Annotated in this window: 13 protein-coding genes; all 13 read right to left on the bottom strand. The window is 59.0% G+C overall.

The genetic code is table 11. The annotated features are described in order from the left end of the window. Positions 1 to 31: 31 nt before the first annotated feature. The 13 genes from nuoL to KO536_RS07265 all read right to left on the bottom strand — a co-directional run bounded on the left by nuoL (position 32) and on the right by KO536_RS07265 (position 14,903). Positions 32 to 1,885, bottom strand: a complete 1,854-nt coding sequence (nuoL, locus tag KO536_RS07325) for an NADH-quinone oxidoreductase subunit L (RefSeq protein WP_133078160.1) — start codon at positions 1,883 to 1,885, stop codon at positions 32 to 34. Further along, on the bottom strand, positions 1,882 to 2,190 hold the full coding sequence (gene nuoK / locus KO536_RS07320) for an NADH-quinone oxidoreductase subunit NuoK (RefSeq protein ID WP_019412103.1): 309 nt from the start codon (positions 2,188 to 2,190) through the stop codon (positions 1,882 to 1,884). The genes nuoL and nuoK overlap by 4 nt, the downstream gene beginning before the upstream one ends. 1 nt (position 2,191) lies before the next feature. Then, positions 2,192 to 2,695 carry an NADH-quinone oxidoreductase subunit J gene (gene nuoJ, locus KO536_RS07315; RefSeq protein ID WP_019828520.1) on the bottom strand — a complete coding sequence of 168 codons (504 nt, stop codon included), beginning with the start codon at positions 2,693 to 2,695 and terminating at the stop codon, positions 2,192 to 2,194. A gap of 9 nt (positions 2,696 to 2,704) precedes the next feature. Further along, on the bottom strand, positions 2,705 to 3,253 hold the full coding sequence (nuoI, locus tag KO536_RS07310) for an NADH-quinone oxidoreductase subunit NuoI (RefSeq protein WP_016780194.1): 549 nt from the start codon (positions 3,251 to 3,253) through the stop codon (positions 2,705 to 2,707). Between the two features lie 12 nt (positions 3,254 to 3,265). Continuing rightward, on the bottom strand, positions 3,266 to 4,273 hold the full coding sequence (gene nuoH / locus KO536_RS07305) for an NADH-quinone oxidoreductase subunit NuoH (RefSeq protein ID WP_019828518.1): 1,008 nt from the start codon (positions 4,271 to 4,273) through the stop codon (positions 3,266 to 3,268). Next, positions 4,270 to 6,984, bottom strand: a complete 2,715-nt coding sequence (gene nuoG / locus KO536_RS07300; RefSeq protein ID WP_133078161.1) for an NADH-quinone oxidoreductase subunit NuoG — start codon at positions 6,982 to 6,984, stop codon at positions 4,270 to 4,272. Before nuoG ends, nuoH begins: the two co-directional genes overlap by 4 nt. Before the next feature lie 132 nt (positions 6,985 to 7,116). Further along, positions 7,117 to 8,472, bottom strand: a complete 1,356-nt coding sequence (gene nuoF / locus KO536_RS07295) for an NADH-quinone oxidoreductase subunit NuoF (RefSeq protein WP_086796175.1) — start codon at positions 8,470 to 8,472, stop codon at positions 7,117 to 7,119. Next, the gene (gene nuoE, locus KO536_RS07290) at positions 8,469 to 8,966 is read right to left on the bottom strand and encodes an NADH-quinone oxidoreductase subunit NuoE (protein ID WP_016780198.1); all 498 of its coding nucleotides are present in this window, start codon (positions 8,964 to 8,966) and stop codon (positions 8,469 to 8,471) included. Before nuoE ends, nuoF begins: the two co-directional genes overlap by 4 nt. Before the next feature lie 2 nt (positions 8,967 to 8,968). Next, positions 8,969 to 10,753, bottom strand: a complete 1,785-nt coding sequence (gene nuoC, locus KO536_RS07285) for an NADH-quinone oxidoreductase subunit C/D (RefSeq protein WP_019828515.1) — start codon at positions 10,751 to 10,753, stop codon at positions 8,969 to 8,971. Positions 10,754 to 10,827: 74 nt separating this feature from the next. Beyond that, entirely contained in the window at positions 10,828 to 11,502 is a 675-nt protein-coding gene (locus KO536_RS07280) for an NADH-quinone oxidoreductase subunit B family protein (protein WP_016780200.1), read from the bottom strand. Positions 11,503 to 11,512: 10 nt separating this feature from the next. Beyond that, on the bottom strand, positions 11,513 to 11,926 hold the full coding sequence (locus tag KO536_RS07275) for an NADH-quinone oxidoreductase subunit A (protein ID WP_048358577.1): 414 nt from the start codon (positions 11,924 to 11,926) through the stop codon (positions 11,513 to 11,515). A gap of 671 nt (positions 11,927 to 12,597) precedes the next feature. Then, complete coding sequence (gene aceA, locus KO536_RS07270) at positions 12,598 to 13,923, bottom strand: isocitrate lyase (protein ID WP_003446991.1); 1,326 nt, start codon at positions 13,921 to 13,923, stop codon at positions 12,598 to 12,600. Between the two features lie 242 nt (positions 13,924 to 14,165). Further along, positions 14,166 to 14,903: a secretin N-terminal domain-containing protein gene (locus tag KO536_RS07265; RefSeq protein ID WP_219261558.1), complete on the bottom strand. Its 738-nt coding sequence runs from the start codon at positions 14,901 to 14,903 to the stop codon at positions 14,166 to 14,168. Positions 14,904 to 14,993 lie beyond the last annotated feature (90 nt).

Raw genomic sequence — 14,993 nt, 5'->3', positions numbered from 1 at the left:
TCAATTCCTTTCGCAAAGTCGAAGGTTCATATCAGACCGCTACCAACACGATGGCGCCCATGACCAGTACAGCACCGGCGGCCATGGATGCAGCGTACCAACGCAGTTGACCGGTTTCGCTGCGGCTCAGGGCGTTATGCCCGGCCTTGGCCATCTTCGGGATCAAACCAATGGTCTGGTCCAGAGGATCTTTGGCCAGCAAGCGGCAGATCAACAGGTACGGTTTGACGAACAGTTTGTCGTACAACCAGTCGAAGCCCCAGGCAGCGAACCACCAGGCCGACAGGAAGCGACCGATGCCGCTGTTGGCGACTGCGGTTACAAAGCGACGCTTGCCCAGGTACAGCAGGGCGGCGAGCAGGATACCGGCCAGGGCGATGGCGCCCGAGGCGATTTCCAGGCTGTGCTTGGCTTCACCGCCAGCATGGCCAACGCTTTGTGGCAGTACACCGGCCAGTGGCGGGGTGATCATGGCGCCGATGAAGGTCGACAGTACGATCAGCACGCTCAATGGCAGCCAGTAGGTCACGCCGTGGCCCGCATGCGCTTCAGTCTTGGCTTCACCGTGGAACGTGATGAAGATCAGGCGGAAGGTGTACAGCGAGGTCATGAACGCACCGACCAGACCGGCATACAACAGTTCGTTGTTACCGCTGGCGAAGGCTTCCCAGAGGATTTCGTCCTTGGAGTAGAAACCGGCCGTCAGCAATGGCAAGGCAGACAGCGCCGCGCCACCGACGATAAAGCTGGCGTAGGCCAGAGGCAGTTTTTTCCACAGGCCGCCCATCTTGAAGATGTTCTGCTCGTGATGGCAGGCAACGATCACCGCACCCGATGCAAGGAACAACAGCGCCTTGAAGAAGGCGTGGGTCATCAGGTGGAAGATCGCGCCGTCCCAGGCACCTACGCCCAATGCCAGGAACATGTAGCCGATCTGGCTCATGGTCGAGTAGGCAAGGATGCGTTTGATGTCGGTTTGTACCAGTGCAGCAAAACCGGCCAGGACCAGGGTCACACCGCCGACGATGCCGACCAGGTGCAGCACGTCAGGCGCCAGGGTGAACAGGCCGTGGGTACGGGCAATCAGGTACACACCGGCCGTTACCATGGTTGCGGCGTGGATCAGGGCCGACACCGGGGTAGGACCGGCCATGGCGTCTGCCAGCCAGGTTTGCAGCGGCAGTTGTGCAGATTTACCGACAGCGCCGCCCAGCAGCATCAGGGTCGCCAGTACGATCCAGAAATCACCGGCCTGGAACTTCTGAGGTGCCAGAACCAGCAGTTCCTGAATATTCAGCGTGCCCAGTTGCTGGAACAGGATGAACAGGCCGATGGCCAGGAACACGTCGCCGACGCGGGTCACGATAAAGGCTTTGAGTGCGGCGTTACCGTTGTTGCGGTTGCTGTAGTAGAAACCGATCAACAGATACGAGCACAGGCCCACGCCTTCCCAGCCGAAGTACACGAACAGCAGGTTATCGGCCAGGATCAGGAACAGCATGCTGGCGATGAACAGGTTGGTGTAGGCAAAGAAACGTGAGTAGCCGTTTTCGCCGCGCATGTACCACGAAGCAAACACGTGGATCAGGAAGCCCACGCCAACCACTACGCCGAGCATGGTGACCGACAGGCCGTCCAGGTGCAGGGCGAAGTTGGGCTTGAAGCCTTCCACCGACATCCACTGCCACAGCACTTGCGTGTACTCGCCGCCGGGTGGCGGTGCGACATTGAATTGCCAGATCACATACGCGGCCACGATGGCCGACAGGCCAATGGAGCCAACGCCGATCACGGCCGAGAGGTTTTCGCTGAAGCGTCCACGGGAGAACGACAGCAGCAAAAAGCCGATCAGGGGGAATACGAAAGTCAGAAAGAGAAGGTTCATCCGCGCATCTCACTGGCAGCATCGATATCAAGCGTATGGAAGCGGCGATACAGCTGCAGCAGGATCGCCAGGCCAATACTGGCCTCAGCGGCTGCCAGGGTGATCACCAGGATGAACATCACTTGTCCATCCGGCTGCGCCCAGCGTGCACCGGCAACGATGAAGGCCAGTGCAGCGGCGTTCATCATGATTTCCAGACTCATCAATACGAAGAGAATGTTGCGACGTACCATCAGGCCGACCAGACCGAGGCAGAACAGGATGCCCGCTACCGCGAGACCATGTTCGAGAGGTATTCCTGGCATGTTATTGCTCCTTCGCCTCAGTGCGGCCCAAGTGGAACGCCGTCACAGCTGCAGCAAGCAGCAGCATCGAGGCGAGTTCGACCACCAGCAGGTACGGGCCGAACAGGCTGATGCCCACGGCTTTGGCATCAATGGTGGTTTGACCGATTGCCGCACCGCTCTGGTGAGCGAACAGCACGTACAGCAATTGGGCCAGCAGGATGGCCGACAAAATGCTCGGGCCGATCCAGATGCCCGGCTTGAGCCAATGGCGTTCTTGCGTCACCGAGGCAGGGCCCTGGTTGAGCATCATCACCACGAACACAAACAGCACCATGATGGCACCGGCGTAGGCGATCACTTCGAGCACACCGGCAAAGGGTGCACCGAGGCTAAAGAACGTCATCGCCACGGCAATCAGCGAAATAATCAGGTAGAGCAGGGCGTGCACAGGGTTGGTGTTGGTGATCACGCGTAGCGTGGACACGACAGCGACACCCGATGCGAAATAGAAAGCGAATTCCATCGTTCTTCCTTAAGGCAGCAAGCTCTTCACGTTGATCGGCTCGGCTTCGTTCTGGGCAGCGCCTTTCGGCTTGCCCTCAACGGCCATACCCGCAACACGATAGAAGTTGTAATCAGGGTTCTTACCGGGACCGGAGATCAGCAGATCTTCTTTCTCGTACACCAGATCCTGACGTTTGAACTCGGCCATCTCGAAATCCGGTGTCAGCTGGATCGCGGTGGTCGGGCAGGCTTCCTCACACAGGCCGCAAAAAATGCAGCGTGAGAAGTTGATGCGGAAGAACTCCGGGTACCAACGACCATCTTCGGTTTCGGCTTTTTGCAGCGAGATGCAGCCTACCGGGCACGCGACGGCGCACAGGTTACAGGCTACACAACGCTCTTCGCCGTCCGGGTCGCGGGTCAGGACAATCCGGCCACGGTAGCGCGGTGGCAGGTAGACCGGTTCTTCCGGGTATTGCAGCGTGTCACGCTTGCGGAAGGCATGGCCAAAGACCATCACCAAGCTGCGAAGCTGGGTGTAGGTGCCATGCACGATGTCAAACAGGTACTTGAACATGGGTCTCTATCCTCACTGAACCGCGCCGGCAGGCGTGTTCAACAACACGACTGCGGCGGTCACCAGCAAATTGATCAGGGTCAGCGGCAGGCAGAACTTCCAGCTGAAGTCCATCACTTGGTCATACCGTGGGCGCGGAATAGAAGCGCGCAACAGGATGAAGATCATGATGAAAAACGCGGTCTTCAGGGCGAACCAGATAAACGGGATCTGCGGCAGGATGCCGAAAGGCCCGTGCCAGCCACCGAAGAACAAAGTCACCAGCAACGCCGAGATCAACACGATCCCGATGTATTCACCGACGAAGAACATGCCCCATTTCATGCCGGCGTATTCAATGTGGTAACCATCGGCCAGTTCCTGTTCTGCTTCTGGCTGGTCGAAGGGGTGACGGTGAGTCACGGCCACGCCTGCGATGAAGAAGGTCAGGAAACCGAAGATCTGCGGAATGATGAACCACAGGTTCTGCGCCTGGTATTCAACGATGTCGCGCATGTTGAACGAGCCAACCTGCACCACGATGCCCATCAGCGCCAGGCCCATGAACACTTCGTAGGAAACCGTCTGTGCCGAGGCGCGCAAGGCACCCAGCAGCGCGAACTTGTTGTTGCTCGACCAGCCTGCAAACAACACCGCATAGACCGACAGGCCGGCCATCGCGAAGAAGAACAGGATACCGACGTTCAGATCCGCCACGCCCCAGGTCGGGGTGATCGGGATAATCGCGAAGGCGATCAGCAAGGCGCTCATGGCCACAACCGGTGCCAGGGTGAAGATCACCTTGTCGGCAAACGGTGGGGTCCAGTCTTCCTTGAAGAACATCTTGATCATGTCGGCGGCGATCTGGAACGCGCCGAACGGGCCCACGCGGTTCGGACCGTAACGGTCTTGCCACAAGGCCAGCAGGCGACGCTCGACCCAGCTGAGCAGCGCGCCGCACACCACGACGGCGAGCAGGATGACCACGGCTTTGAGCACCGAGATAATCACGTCGATCACTTCAGGGGTGAACCAGGTCATTGGGCTGCCTCCTGCAAACCGTCAACGGTAAGGCCAAAGATCGCAGGCGGGATACCGGCGAGGCCTGCTGGCAATGCCACCAGACCTGAACCCAGCTCTTCATTGATACGCAGCGGCAGACGCAGGGTCACGCCGACAACGTTCAGGCTGAGCAGCGCGCCATCATTGACACCCAGACGGTCGGCTTCGGATTTGGCCAGTGCGATGTAGGCAGCCGGAATGCGTTCCTGAACCGGCGCGGCTTTGGAAGAGTTCTCTTCGCTGCCCAGCAGGTGGAAGAACGGCACGACTTGCCAGGTGCCACGTGCCGGGTTGAATGCGCCCGGGATGTTGGCGAACCAGCTCAGCGAATCACCTGTGCTTTCGATCAGGCGGGTGCCCGGGTCGCCAGCGCGGATATGACCACCCACTTCGTCCTGGAACTTGTTCCACGCTTGTGGCGAGTTCCAGCCCGGCGACCAGGCGAACGGCACTTGCTGGCGCGGTTCGACGGAGCCCGAGTAACCTTCCATGGAGAAGGCGAACGCGGTGTCCGGGTCTTGCGGGGTACGAGGTTCGTGCACGCTGATGTTGGCACGCATGGCGGTACGGCCGCTGTAACGCAGCGGTTCGCGAGCCAGTTTCATGCCCTTGATGCGGAACGCAGCAGACGGCGCGGCATCAACGATGCGGGCCAGTGCAGGTGTGCTTGCAGCAGTGGCTTGCGTGACGTGGTCGAGCAAGGTCCAGTCAACCGGCTTGTTCAGCAGGGTGCTGCGCAGGGCATGCAACCAGCGCCAGCCTTCGTGAACCAGGATGCTGGCGTCCAGATAAGTCGGGTCGAAGACCTGGAAGAAGCGCTGGGCGCGGCCTTCCTGGCTGACCAGAGTACCGTCGCCTTCAGCGAAGCTGGCTGCCGGCAGTACCAGGTCGGCACGGTCGGTGGTGGCCGTCTTCTGGTGGTCGGCAACGATCACCACTTTGGCAGCGTCCAGCGCGGCGTTGACCTTGACGGCGTCGACGCGGGTGAACAGGTCGTTTTCCAGTACCACGATGGCGTCGGCTTTACCGTCGATCACCGCTTGCAGGGCTGCATCTACCGAATCGCCACCCAGCATGGCCAGGCCGAGGCTGTTGGCTTCCGGCACGACGAGGCTGATGGAACCGGCTTTTTCACGCAGGTGCAGGGCTTTGGCGATGTTGCCTGCCGCTTCGATCAGGGCCTTGGAGCCCAGGGAAGTACCGGCAATGATCAATGGGCGTTTGGCCGCGAGCAGGGCGTCGGCGATGCGCTTGGCCAGCTCCAGTGCTTCAGCGTCCAGGCCGGCAACGGCAGGGGCGCTGGCGTCGAGGGCGTGAGCCACGGCGAAACCGATACGGGCCAAGTCATCCGGCGCAGCGTGTACGCATTCTTCAGCCACGTCATCGAGCTTGGTTTCAGCCAGGCTTGCGATAAACAGCGGGTTCAGCGCGTGCTGGCCGATGTTTTTCACGGCGGCATCGAGCCACGGCTGAACGCGCATGGCGTCGGCCATGTCCTCAGCCTTGCCCTTGACCGATTGACGCAGTGACAGCGCCATGCGGGCGGCGGTCTGGGTCAGGTCTTCGCCGAGGACGAAAATGGCGTCGTGATCTTCGATCTCGCGCATGTTCGGCACTGGCAGCGGGCTGTCTTTCAATACTTGCAGCACCAGGCGGATGCGCTCCAGCTCACCGGCTTCGATGCCCGAGTAGAAGTGCTCGGCGCCGACCAGTTCGCGCAACGCGTAGTTGCTTTCGAGGCTGGCCCGTGGCGAACCGATACCGACAATGTTGCGACCGCGTAGCAGGTCAGCGGCTTTATCCAGCGCGTTGTCCAGGCTCAGCTTGGTGCCGTCGGCCAGCAGTGGCTGACGTGGACGATCGGTGCGGTTGACGTAGCCGTAGCCGAAACGGCCACGGTCACACAGGAAGTACTGGTTGACCGAACCGTTGAAGCGGTTTTCGATGCGACGCAGTTCGCCATAACGCTCGCCCGGGCTGATGTTGCAGCCGCTGGAGCAACCGTGGCAGATGCTCGGTGCAAACTGCATGTCCCACTTGCGGTTGTAGCGCTCGGAGTGGGTTTTGTCGGTGAACACGCCGGTCGGGCAGACTTCGGTGAGGTTGCCCGAGAACTCGCTTTCGAGCACGCCGTCTTCAACGCGACCGAAGTACACGTTGTCGTGGGCACCGAATACGCCCAGGTCAGTGCCGCCAGCGTAGTCTTTATAGAAGCGTACACAGCGATAGCAGGCGATGCAGCGGTTCATCTCGTGAGAAATGAACGGGCCCAGTTGCTGGTTCTGGTGGGTACGCTTGGTGAAGCGATAACGGCGCTCGTTGTGGCCGGTCATCACGGTCATGTCTTGCAGGTGACAGTGACCGCCTTCTTCGCACACCGGGCAGTCGTGCGGGTGGTTGGTCATCAGCCATTCAACAACGCTGGCGCGAAACACTTTCGCCTCTTCGTCGTCGATGGAGATCCAGCTACCGTCGGTGGCCGGGGTCATGCATGACATGACGATACGACCACGCTTGTCGTTCTCGTCGGTGTACTGCTTGACGGCGCATTGGCGGCAAGCGCCAACACTGCCCAGGGCAGGGTGCCAGCAGAAATACGGGATATCGAGGCCTAGCGACAGACACGCCTGTAACAGGTTGTCTGCCCCATCGACTTCGAGATCTTTGCCGTCTACGTGGATAGTGGCCATTGTTCAAAGGTCTTCGTTGGCCCGGTGTCAGCGGGCGTGGCTAATGGAATCTTGTTATGCGTTCGAAACAACTCAGCCTCACGGCGTTATCGAACGATCAAAGAGCGGCACGGACCGCTCTCCTACAGAGCGTTACGCGCCGATTACAATCGGGCGTGCCAGAGGCGGTACACCGGGTTTTGCTTGCGCAATGCCGGCTTCGAACTCTGGACGGAAATACTTGATCGCGCTGCCCAAAGGCTCCACGGCACCCGGTGCGTGAGCACAGAACGTCTTGCCAGGGCCGAGGAAGCCGACCAGACCCAGCAGGGTCTCGATATCGCCGGGCTGACCTTCGCCGTGTTCAATCGCCATCAGGAGCTTGACGCTCCACGGCAGACCATCACGGCAAGGGGTGCAGAAACCGCACGATTCGCGAGCGAAGAACTGTTCCATGTTGCGCAGCAGGGAGACCATGTTGACGCTGTCGTCGACGGCCATTGCCAGGCCAGTACCCATACGGGTGCCGACCTTGGCGATACCACCGGCGTACATTTGTGCGTCAAGGTGCTCCGGCAGCAGGAACCCGGTACCGGCGCCACCTGGCTGCCAGCACTTGAGCTTGAAGCCGTCGCGCATGCCGCCAGCGTAGTCTTCGAACAGTTCGCGAGCGGTCACGCCGAACGGCAGTTCCCACAGGCCAGGGTTCTTCACTTTGCCGGAGAAGCCCATCAGCTTGGTGCCGTGGTCTTCGCTGCCTTCGCGGGCGAGGGATTTGTACCAGTCAACGCCGTTGCCGATGATGGCCGGTACGTTGCACAGGGTTTCAACGTTGTTCACGCAGGTCGGCTTGCCCCATACGCCCACGGCAGCCGGGAACGGCGGCTTGGAGCGCGGGTTGGCGCGACGGCCTTCGAGGGAGTTGATCAGTGCGGTTTCTTCGCCGCAGATGTAACGCCCGGCGCCGGTGTGAACGAACAGTTCGAAGTCAAACCCCGAGCCCAGAATATTCTTGCCCAGCAGGCCTGCTGCCTTGGCTTCTTCGACAGCACGGCGCAGGTGCACTGCAGCCGTGGTGTATTCGCCACGCAGGAAGATATAGCCGCGGTAGGTTTTGAGCGCACGGGCACTGATCAGCATGCCTTCGATGAGCAGATGGGGCAGTTGCTCCATCAGCATGCGGTCTTTCCAGGTGTTGGGTTCCATTTCATCGGCGTTACACAACAGGTAACGGATGTTCATGGACTCATCTTTTGGCATCAGCCCCCACTTCACGCCCGTGGGGAAGCCCGCACCGCCGCGACCCTTGAGGCCAGCGTCTTTCACGGTCTGGACGATGTCGTCCTGGGCCATGTCAGCGAATGCCTTGCGCGCAGCGGCGTAACCGTCCTTGGCCTGGTATTCGTCGAGCCACACCGGCTCGCCGTCGTCACGCAGACGCCAGGTCAGGGGGTGGGTTTCTGCCGAACGCTTGATCAGGTTGGCAGGGCCGAAAGAAGTCAGGCTCATGGGTAGGCCTCCAGCAACGTGGCGACGCCAGCAGGCTGCACGTCACCGAATGTGTCGTCGTCGATCATCAACGCCGGCGCCTTGTCGCAGTTGCCCAGGCAGCACACCGGCAGCAGCGTGAAGCGGCCGTCCGCAGTGGTCTGGCCCAGGCCGATGCCCAGCTTGTTCTGGATTTCGCCAACCACGGATTCGTGGCCGCCGATGTAGCAGACCATGCTGTCGCACACGCGGATGATGTGACGGCCAACGGGCTGGCGGAAGATCTGGCTGTAGAACGTGGCCACACCTTCAACGTCGCTGGCAGGGATGCCCAGCAGTTCGCCAATGGCGTAAATCGCGCCGTCCGGCACCCAGCCGCGTTCCTTCTGAACGATCTTCAGGGCTTCGATCGACGCTGCGCGTGGATCTTCGTAGTGATGCATCTCGTGCTCGATGGCCGAGCGCTCGGTTTCGCTCAGGGCGAAACGGTCTGTCTGGATAAGCGTGCTGTTCATGCTTAGCGGTCCACGTCGGCCATAACGAAATCGATACTACCCAGGTACGCAATCAAGTCCGCGACCATTTCACCTTTGATCACCGAAGGGATCTGTTGCAGGTGCGGGAAGCTTGGAGTACGAATCCGGGTGCGGTAGCTCATGGTGCCGCCATCGCTCGTCAGGTAATAACTGTTGATGCCCTTGGTCGCTTCGATCATCTGGAAGGATTCGTTGGCCGGCATGACCGGGCCCCACGAAACTTGCAGGAAGTGCGTGATCAAGGTCTCGATGTGCTGCAGCGTGCGCTCTTTAGGTGGCGGCGTGGTCAGCGGGTGATCCGCCTTGTACGGGCCTGCCGGCATGTTGCGCATGCACTGCTCGATGATTTTCAGGCTCTGACGCATTTCTTCGACACGCACGATGCAACGATCGTAGGCATCGCCGTTGGCTGCCAGCGGGACTTCGAACTCGAAGTTCTCGTAGCCGGAATACGGGCGCGCTTTACGGATGTCGAAATCACAACCGGTCGAACGCAAGCCAGCACCGGTGACGCCCCATTCCAGGGCCTCTTTGGTGTTGTAGGCGGCAACGCCGATGGTACGGCCACGCAGGATGCTGTTGTCCAGAGCGGCTTTCTGGTACTCGTCCAGGCGCTTTGGCATCCAGTCGATGAATTCCTGAACCAGCTTTTCCCAACCGCGGGGCAGGTCGTGTGCAACGCCGCCGATGCGGTACCAGGCCGGGTGCAGACGGAAACCGGTGATGGCTTCGATCACTTTGTAGGCGCGCTGACGGTCGGTGAAGGTGAAGAACACCGGGGTCATGGCGCCCACGTCCTGGATGTAAGTACCCAGGAACAGCAGGTGGCTGGTGATGCGGAAGAACTCGGCCATCATGATGCGGATGGTATCGACCCGATCCGGAACCTTGATGCCGGCCAGCTTCTCGACCGAGAGCACGTACGGCAGGTTGTTCATCACGCCGCCGAGGTAGTCGATACGGTCGGTGTACGGGATGAAGCTGTGCCAGGACTGGCGCTCTGCCATTTTCTCGGCACCACGGTGGTGGTAGCCGACGTCTGGCACGCAGTCGACGATCTCTTCACCGTCCAGCTGCAGGATGATACGGAAGGCACCGTGGGCCGAAGGGTGGTTCGGACCCAGGTTGAGGAACATGTAGTCCTCGTTTTCGCCCGAACGTTTCATGCCCCAGTCTTCTGGACGGAAGCGTGCGGCTTCTTCTTCCAGTTGCACCTTGGCCAGGGTCAGGCTGTACGGGTCGAACTCGGTGGCACGGGCCGGGAAGTCCTTGCGCAGCGGGTGACCTTCCCAGGTCGGCGGCATCATGATGCGCGACAGGTGAGGGTGGCCTTTGAAGTCGATGCCGAACATGTCCCAGACTTCGCGCTCGTACCAGTTGGCGTTCGGCCAGATACCGGTCACGGTCGGTACGCTGAGGTCGCTCTCGGACAAGGCGACCTTGATCATTACGTCACTATTACGTTCAAGCGACATCAGGTGATAGAAGACGGTGAAGTCCGCACCCGATGGCAGGCCCTGACGCTTGGTACGCAGACGTTCGTCTACACCGTGCAGGTCATAGAGCATGACGTAAGGTTTTGGCAGGTTGCGCAGGAAGGTCAGGACTTCAACCAGTTTTGCGCGGGTAACCCAAAGCACCGGCATGCCGGTGCGCGTGGCCTGGGCGGTGAACGCCTCAGGGCCAAAGCGGGTATTGAGTTCGACAACCACATCTTGGTCGTCAGCCTTGTAAGGCGGGATGTACAGAGCGGAGCCTGTAGTCATGGTTTTTTTATCGCTTTCGGTCAACGTAAAGAATGAAGCCAGGGTTTCGTTCTATTGATAGAAACGGTGCTGGATCAGACTTCGTCGGGGCTGCGCAGGTTGGTTACCTGAATACGCTGTTCACGGCGCTGTTCCTTTTGGGACGGCATCTCGGCGCGGTAAACGCCTTGCTCGCCGACAACCCAGGAAAGTGGGCGACGCTCCTGGCCAATCGACTCTTGCAAGAGCATCAAACCTTGCAGAAAAGCCTCAGGGCGGGGTGGGCAGCCTGGCACGTAAACGTCCACGGGCAGGAACTTGTCGACCCCTTGAACCACGGAGTAGATGTCGTACATGCCACCGGAGTTGGCGCAAGAACCCATGGAAATAACCCACTTAGGCTCAAGCATTTGCTCATAGAGACGCTGAATGATCGGCGCCATCTTGATGAAGCAGGTACCGGCAATAACCATGAAATCCGCCTGACGCGGCGATGCCCGGATAACTTCGGCGCCAAAGCGTGCGATGTCGTGGGGCGCCGTGAAGGCGGTAGTCATTTCCACGTAGCAGCAGGACAGGCCGAAGTTGTACGGCCACAGGGAGTTTTTACGCCCCCAGTTGACCGTGCCGTTCAGCACGTCTTCCAGCTTGCCCATGAAGATGTTTTTGTGGACTTGATCTTCTAACGGATCGGCAACGGTTTCCCGTGTGCCGATCGGGTATTGCTCGTTAGGAGCATCCGGGTCGATCCTGGTGAGTTCGTATTGCATTGCCAAAGCCTCATTGTTTCAGCTTGGCCTGCCGCTTACGACGAGCTTCCGGTGCCCAATCAAGAGCACCCACCCGAAATAGGTAGACAAGGCCTGCCAACAGAATTGCTATGAAAACGAGAGCTTCGACGAATCCGGTCCAGCCGCTTTCGCGAACAGACACAGACCATGCAAAGAGATAGAGGGCTTCGATATCGAAGATCACGAACAGCATCGCGACCAGATAGAATTTGGCTGAGAGCCGCAAGCGGGCGCCACCGGTGGGTAGCATGCCGGACTCGAACGGTTCGTTTTTGCTGCGACCCCAGGCTTTTGACCCGAGGAGGCTGGAGACACCGAGCATGAAGGCGCAGAGGCCGACAACGCCGAGAAGGAAAATGGCAAAGCCCCAGTTGTGGGCTATGAGTCCTGTCGCTTCGGGCATGCTGGAAATCCTTAACAGAGAGCAAAGGTCTCTGAGCTTAAAAAGGTAATAAAGCAGTGACGTTATGTCGCAGTGCTATTGATTGCCGGGATTTTATGGCTAAACACCCAGCAAGTAAATTTTCTAAGATGAATTAATTCAGTCCTTTAGTGGTATGGCCTTCCTGGAATGTGCTGTAAGCCTTGTGGCACGGGCATTACAGCGAGTTTTGTTGATTATGTTTTACAGCGCCGGTAATCAACAACAGCAACTCTAAATGATAATCAATATTGTTTAAGTGCGACGCGGTGCTTTGTACCGGTTGAAGTTGGCTTATATAAGCGCACTTCGCAAGTTTTGAACTTGGCTTTTTAACCCGGTTTCTGTTTTCGGTTATGGATCTGGGTCAGGGTTTTGTCGGATGGGCCTGATTCCTGATTCTTCTGATCCAACTCACCTTTCTGATCCCGTAGTCGCTGCCGAGGAACGAAGGCTGCGAGCTGTTTATATGCCGCCATGAAAATCAAAAGCTCGCAGCCTTCGTTCCTCGGCAGCGACTACGTTTGGTGTTTGGTGTTTGGTGGTGGTAATGGGAGTTAGCAGGCAAAAAAACGCCCCGAGCCAGTCGGGGCGTCATGTGCGAGGCATTGCGTTTTTGCTTTACGAGCCGGGCAATGGCCGTGGTTCCACTATCAGTGGAACTGTTCTTCTTCAGTCGAACCGGTCAGGGCAGTGACCGAAGACGAGCCACCCTGGATCACGGTGGTCATGTCGTCGAAGTAGCCGGTGCCCACTTCCTGCTGGTGAGCCACAAAGGTGTAACCCTTGGCGGCGTCAGCGAATTCCTGCTCTTGCAGTTTTACGTAGGCAGTCATGTCGTTGCGGGCGTAGTCGTGCGCCAGGTTGAACATGCTGTGCCACATGTTGTGGATGCCCGCCAGGGTGATGAACTGGTGCTTGTAGCCCATTGCCGACAGTTCGCGCTGGAACTTGGCGATGGTCGCGTCGTCCAGGTTTTTCTTCCAGTTGAAGGAAGGCGAGCAGTTGTACGACAGCAGTTGGTCCGGGTATTCCTTTTTGATCGCTTCGGCAAAGCGACGGGCTTCGTCCAGGTCAGGCTTTGCAGTTTCGCACCAGATCAGGTCGGCATAAGGCGCATACGCCAGGCCGCGAGCGATGGCTTGATCCAGGCCGGCGCGTACTTTGTAGAAGCCTTCCTTGGTGCGTTCACCGGTTACGAACGGCTGATCGTACGGGTCGCAATCAGAGGTCAGCAGGTCGGCGGCGTTGGCGTCGGTGCGGGCCAGAATGATCGTCGGTGTGCCTGCAACGTCGGCGGCCAGACGAGCAGCGGTCAGCTTTTGCACAGCTTCCTGGGTCGGTACCAGTACCTTGCCGCCCATGTGCCCGCATTTTTTAACCGAGGCCAGCTGATCTTCGAAGTGAACGCCTGCGGCGCCTGCCTCGATCATGCTTTTCATCAGTTCGTAAGCGTTGAGAACACCGCCGAAACCGGCTTCAGCGTCTGCCACGATCGGTGCGAAGTAGTCGATATAGCCCTGGTCGCCCGGGTTTTTACCGGCTTTCCACTGGATCTGGTCGGCGCGGCGGAACGAGTTGTTGATGCGCTTGACCACGGTTGGAACGGAGTCCACCGGGTACAGCGACTGATCCGGGTACATGGATTCGGCAGAGTTGTTGTCTGCCGCCACTTGCCAACCCGACAGGTAAATAGCCTGGATACCGGCTTTAACCTGTTGAACCGCTTGGCCCCCGGTCAGGGCGCCCATGCAGTTGACGAAATCTTTCTCAGGACGGAAGGACGGGTGTGCGCCCTGTGTCACCAGTTTCCACAGCTTGTCGGCACCCATTTTTGCAAAGGTGTGCTCGGGTTGAACCGAGCCGCGCAGGCGGACCACGTCAGCAGCGGAGTAATCGCGAGTCACGCCTTTCCAGCGTGGGTTTTCGGCCCAGTCTTTTTCAAGGGCTGCAATTTGCTGTTCGCGTGTCAGTGCCATGGAGATAAACCTCGTCGCATAGGTCTGGGTTGAAAAATGGTTGCTCCACCAGGCACACAACAATGTTGTTTGAAGTGAGTGCGTGAATGGCTGCTCGCTATGGGCGGTACTGGCCCCAGGGCCTTTGCAGGGCCTCTGATCAGCGGGAGCGGGGCCATCATGCCCTTGCATTTTTGAGGCGTCAAATGTTTTGTAGTGCTTTTTTCATAACACTACATAATTGCGGAAAAACGACTCGTCAGTCAGTTTTGGCCCTTTTGGTCGAGTGCGTCGACTTTCACTCGTACAGTCATGTCATCCCGGCTTTGAGTAGCGTAGGTGCGGGTTGTGGGCGGTTGGCGGGATATATTGCGGCCGCTGATGCCGGCCAGGGTTATCCATTGGCCCAGGGGGGCGCTGACTTCTGTGTCGGTACTTTGTGTTTCCACTACATCAGAACGCTCCTGGCTCATTCGGTCACGATTTGTACGGATGGCCAGATGTACGGTATTTCCCGTGACGTTGGCGGTGACGTAAAACCCGCGGGTTACATCGCGGTAATCGGTCTGGCTCAGCATGCGGCCATAGGCATCGGTCTGGCTGCTGGTCAGCGGCACGGTGCTGCCCGTCTGGATCAGGGCGGGTACGCCTTCTGTGGCTTGAATCTGTTGGGTGCCACCTTCCCGGCTGGCGGTGCTGTAGACCCGGGCATTGCTGTCGGGCGGGCTGTTATCGCTGGTATCAACACTGATCAGCAAGCGCCGGGCCGGCTTGTCGAGCTTGGCCAGCAGCTCCTGCAGGCTCTGGATTCTCGCTGCCGGGGCGTCGACGATCAGTTGATTGCCGTAGGCGCTGACTTTTCCGGTGATGCCGATATAGTCCCGGGCTATCGGCAGCAGGCTGGCGCTGGTGCGGTTTTGCAGGGTAATGACCTGGGTTTCGGCGATCGCGCTGGCGCTGACTATCAGCAGCAGACTGGCGATAAAAGGGCGTAGTGGCATCTGTGTTTTCTCCGCGGTGCTCGAGAGGGCGATGGGAAGAGTGTGGCAGATAGCAAAACGCCCTGCGATCCGGGGATGGCAGGGCGTTTT

The sequence above is a fragment of the Pseudomonas sp. NKUCC02_KPG genome, from assembly GCF_019345465.1.
Classification (GTDB): domain Bacteria; phylum Pseudomonadota; class Gammaproteobacteria; order Pseudomonadales; family Pseudomonadaceae; genus Aquipseudomonas.
The sequence above is the reverse complement of the archived record's forward strand: the minus strand, read 5'-3'. Positions and strand labels throughout refer to the sequence as shown.

Bases quoted from the DNA above. Each gene is read 5' to 3' on its own strand.
- nuoI (WP_016780194.1), bottom strand. From the start codon at position 3,253: ATGTTCAAGTACCTGTTTGACATCGTGCATGGCACCTACACCCAGCTT.
- nuoH (WP_019828518.1), bottom strand. From the start codon at position 4,273: ATGACCTGGTTCACCCCTGAAGTGATCGACGTGATTATCTCGGTGCTC.
- nuoK (WP_019412103.1), bottom strand. From the start codon at position 2,190: ATGCCAGGAATACCTCTCGAACATGGTCTCGCGGTAGCGGGCATCCTG.
- nuoJ (WP_019828520.1), bottom strand. From the start codon at position 2,695: ATGGAATTCGCTTTCTATTTCGCATCGGGTGTCGCTGTCGTGTCCACG.
- aceA (WP_003446991.1), bottom strand. From the start codon at position 13,923: ATGGCACTGACACGCGAACAGCAAATTGCAGCCCTTGAAAAAGACTGG.
- nuoG (WP_133078161.1), bottom strand. From the start codon at position 6,984: ATGGCCACTATCCACGTAGACGGCAAAGATCTCGAAGTCGATGGGGCA.
- KO536_RS07280 (WP_016780200.1), bottom strand. From the start codon at position 11,502: ATGCAATACGAACTCACCAGGATCGACCCGGATGCTCCTAACGAGCAA.
- nuoF (WP_086796175.1), bottom strand. From the start codon at position 8,472: ATGAGCCTGACTTCTTTCGGCCCTGCCAACCTGATCAAGCGTTCGGCA.
- nuoC (WP_019828515.1), bottom strand. From the start codon at position 10,753: ATGACTACAGGCTCCGCTCTGTACATCCCGCCTTACAAGGCTGACGAC.
- KO536_RS07275 (WP_048358577.1), bottom strand. From the start codon at position 11,926: ATGCCCGAAGCGACAGGACTCATAGCCCACAACTGGGGCTTTGCCATT.
- nuoE (WP_016780198.1), bottom strand. From the start codon at position 8,966: ATGAACAGCACGCTTATCCAGACAGACCGTTTCGCCCTGAGCGAAACC.
- nuoL (WP_133078160.1), bottom strand. From the start codon at position 1,885: ATGAACCTTCTCTTTCTGACTTTCGTATTCCCCCTGATCGGCTTTTTG.
- KO536_RS07265 (WP_219261558.1), bottom strand. From the start codon at position 14,903: ATGCCACTACGCCCTTTTATCGCCAGTCTGCTGCTGATAGTCAGCGCC.